The organism is Humibacter sp., assembly GCF_035547335.1.
GTDB lineage: Bacteria > Actinomycetota > Actinomycetes > Actinomycetales > Microbacteriaceae > Humibacter.
The window spans coordinates 1-3,684 of record NZ_DASZVF010000001.1 but is presented as its reverse complement, the minus strand read 5'-3'; the positions used below and the strand labels follow the sequence as shown (position 1 = coordinate 3,684).

Annotated in this window: 3 protein-coding genes and 1 pseudogene; all 4 read right to left on the bottom strand. The window is 71.2% G+C overall.

Features of this window, described 5'->3' with window-relative positions:
• Positions 1–288: 288 nt before the first annotated feature.
• Positions 289–1,041: pseudogene (locus tag VHB92_RS00020) on the bottom strand (Rossmann-like and DUF2520 domain-containing protein); the annotation flags it as partial.
• The gene (locus VHB92_RS00015; protein WP_325450126.1) at positions 1,041–2,717 is read right to left on the bottom strand and encodes a PH domain-containing protein; all 1,677 of its coding nucleotides are present in this window, start codon (positions 2,715–2,717) and stop codon (positions 1,041–1,043) included. The gene VHB92_RS00015 and the pseudogene VHB92_RS00020, both read right to left, overlap by 1 nt.
• Entirely contained in the window at positions 2,714–3,211 is a 498-nt protein-coding gene (locus VHB92_RS00010; protein ID WP_325450124.1) for a PH domain-containing protein, read from the bottom strand. The genes VHB92_RS00015 and VHB92_RS00010 overlap by 4 nt, the downstream gene beginning before the upstream one ends.
• 347 nt (positions 3,212–3,558) lie before the next feature.
• Positions 3,559–3,684: VOC family protein (locus VHB92_RS00005; RefSeq protein ID WP_325450128.1), on the bottom strand; the 126-nt coding region annotated here is incomplete at its 5' end.

Sequence of the window (3,684 nt, the reverse complement as noted above, 5' to 3'; positions counted from 1 at the left end):
TTCGTGGTGGGCCGCTTGCAGCTGGTCGCTCGCGGTTCGCCGCTTGGGCACGATCGCTCGTGGTGGATGCTCGCACGCCGTCGCTCGCAGAGGCCGCCGTCGCCGGCATCACGGCCGCGGCCCCGGGTCGGACCCGCCACGGTCGTCCCCGTCGTCGAGCCCCGGCCAGCCTCCTGAGTCGTCCCAGCCGTTCGACGTGCCGTCGGCCGCACCGCCTGCTCCGCCGCCGGGGCCGAGGTCCCAGCGGCCGGACGGCAGTCCTGCGTGCGGCCAGCCGTTCGTGGAGGGTGAGGCACCGGCGAGCGGCCCTGACGCATCCAGCAGCCCCGGCAAGTCCAGCGCGTCGAGTTCGGTGGGTGCGCCAGCTCGCCGCAAGGCCTCGTCGACGGAGGAGCGCACGAGCGACGACAGATACGCGCCAGGGTTCTCCACGCCCAGGCTCGCCAGGATCCCGGATGCCTGCTCCACGATCGAGCGCGAGAACGTGGTGGCCGTCGAGATGGCCTCCGCGTAGGCCGCGCGGTCGCTCTCGTCGACGATCACCGGTTCGCCGCCCATCTCGACGACGAGCGCCTGGCCGATGGGCTGCACCGGGGCGGGCGCCGTGACGGCGAAGTAGCTCTCCGCCAGCCTTGCCAGGTCGAGACTCGTGCCGCTGAACACCATCGCCGGATGGATGGCGAGCGGGATCGCTCCTCGCTGCAGAGCCGGCGTCAGCACTCCGACGCCGAACTCCGGCGCCGTGTGCATGACGAGCTGTCCTGGCTGCCAGGCGCCCGCCGTGGCGAGCCCGGCGATGAGCTCGGGCAGCTCCGGCCCTGGCACGGCCAGCAGCACGAGCTCGGACCGCTCGATCAGCTCGGGAATCTGCAGCACGGGTGCTCCGGGAAGCAGCGCCTCGACGCGTTCCCTGTTGCGGTCGCTCGAGGTGGCGACCCCGACGATCGCGTGCCCGGCTCCGGCGAGCGCGGCACCGAGCACGGGACCGACGCGTCCTGCCCCGACGATGCCGACGCCCAGGCGTCCCGATCTGCCGGCCATCACACATCACCCTCGAACTCGGGTTCGTGGGGTTTCCTGCCCCTCCCGGCACCCTCCTCGGCGCGTGCCCAGTCGATGGCTCCGGCGCCGACGAGGGCGAAGAGCTCCTCGGCTGCTCGCGTGTCGATCACCGGAACCCTCGCGTGCACCGGGCCGTCGATCACGTGCACGTCGGCGAACGCCAGGTCGAGGATGCGCCTCGCCGGCCCCTGCCCCACCTCCACGCTCTGCATTCTGGCGAGCGGCACGAACACGATGCGCCGCCAGACCGCGCCGTGCCGCACGACGATCACGCCGTCGGCGATCGTGTACCCGGTCTTGCGCCACGAGAACGGGCATAGCCACCGCGCGCGTTCGGGAGCGGACGAGAAGGCGGACTGGTCGGCGTGCGCGTTCATCGCGGCGAGCGCCAGGGCATCCCGCACGGTGTCATCCATGCCGGGAAGCAGCAGCGGAAGCACCCGCTGAACGTCGCGGATGCTGCCCACCGGCAGCGTCGTCGTGCGCGCCTCGCCCGCCGAGTTCCTGCCTCGCGTGTGGCCCGCGGTGTTCATGCGCACCTGCCACCAGCCGAACGGCCGCCAGGCAAGGGGCTGCAGCAGCTCGACCGCGTGGATGCGCCGCGGCGGGATCGTCTCGCTGCTCGTCGTGAGCAGGCCGAAGCCGATCCGCACGCCCTGGTCGCTGCCGGAGATGTTGTAGCGAAGAGCCTTGGTGAACCGACGGACGAAGAGCCCGCCGAGGCTCAGCATGACCGGGAAGATGACGATGATCAGCCACAGCCGGCCGGTCGACGCGCCGGCGACCATGGCGATGAGGATGGCGAACAGCACGAGCGTCGGACCGCTCAGCAGGAGCGACCCGGCCAGGCGCCCGGGGTGCATGCGCACGATGGATGCCGGCGGCGCGACATCCGGATCGAGGTCGGCGGGAGAGATGAACTCCCCGGCGCGGTCGGCGAGGATGTCGCGTGCCGACGCTCGTCGGGGCGAATCGCCGCCGGAACCGGCCAGGGGTCCGATGCCGTCCGCGCCTGCCAGGGCGCTCTCGGGTCCGACAGCATCCGGGCCGGCCGTGCCGTCGACGACCAGCGGCATGTCGCCTGCCGGTCGTGCGCCGGCGAGCGCTTCCTCCGCCTGCACGCCGGATGCCAGCCGCAGGATCTCGCGGCGCAGCGTCTCTGTGACCTTGGAGGGCAGGTAGGCGAGATTGAGGTTGGCGTCGTTGCCCGCCACCACGATCTCGAGCTTGGCCGCCCCGAAGATGCGCGCGAACACCGGGCGCTGCACGTTGATGCCCTGGATGCGATCCAGCCTCGCCTTGCGCTCCTGCCTGCGCAGGATGCCGCTGCGCAGCTCCACCGCCTGATGCGTCACCCGGAACGTCTGAACGCGCCACGACAGCGCGAAGACGCCGACGCACACGGCGATTATCGCGACGGCGATCCCGATCGCGGGCCAGACGAAGTTGTGCCGGATGATCGCATCCACCGGATCGCCCGACGGATAGTCCGGCGCGCCGATCACAAAGCTCACGATGCGCTCGCGCAGGTTCGCGACGATGACGCCGACGACCGCCACGATGGCGATGCCGCCGCGCAGCAGCGGAGTCGCCTTGTGCATCCGGTGCCACTCGCCGTCGGCAAGACCGGTGGACTGCGTGTAGGTCTGGGTCACAGACCCGTCCTGCGCGCTTCGGCGAGCTCCACGAGACGGTCGCGCAGCCATGCGGCATCCGCCTCCACGAGCCCGGGGATGGACACCCTGCTCGATGCTGCGGCGGTCACGAACTTGAGCTCGGCCAGCCCGAGCGCCCTGTCGATCGGGCCCCGTTCGATGTCGAGCAGCTGCATGCGGCCGTAGGGCACGGCGACGAACCGCTCGAACATGATGCCCCGGCGGATCAGCAGGTCGTCGTCACGCAGGATGTAGCCGATGGCGCGAGCACGCCGAGGCGCGATGATCAGCTGCACGATGGCGATGACGACGATCACGGCGAGCGCGATCCACGCCCACCACCACTGGAGTACGAGCCAGGCGAAGACGGCGATGGCCGCGGCGATCGCGCCGCTGATCAGCGACCCCGCGATCACCACGACGACGTACTTGGGCGAGACCCGGCGCCATGGCGTCGTGTCGTCGAGCGCGGCGACGTCCAGTCGTTGCGACACTGTGCTCCTCGGTTCGACCGCTTGACCGGCGGATCGTGCCCTCCATGGTACTGACGCTGCCTGCAGGGAAGGCACACGGTGGGACGTTGTGTTCTCCGCCAGGGTCCGTCGCCCGGCCGGTCTCCCGGCCGGTCGTCCGCTCAGCCGCGCTCGACTGCCTGGGACGCGAGCGAGCTCCCCGGGCGACCGGTTGAGCCGACCCGCCCGGTGTTCGGGCACAGATCGACTCGTCCGTTCGCACGGGGAGCTCGGTCAGGGGGTTCGTTCGCTCGGGGGTAGGGCAGGAAGCCCGCTCGGGGAGCACGCGCCGAGCTCGCGAGGAGGTCGCCGAGCTCGCGCGCAGGGCGTCAGGCCTGCGCGATCCTGATCAGGTTGCCGCTGGGGTCGCGCACCGCGGCATCCCGAACACCCCAGAACTGGTCGGTCGGCTCCTGCACCACCTCGACACCGGATGCCGCAGCCAGCTTCTCGAA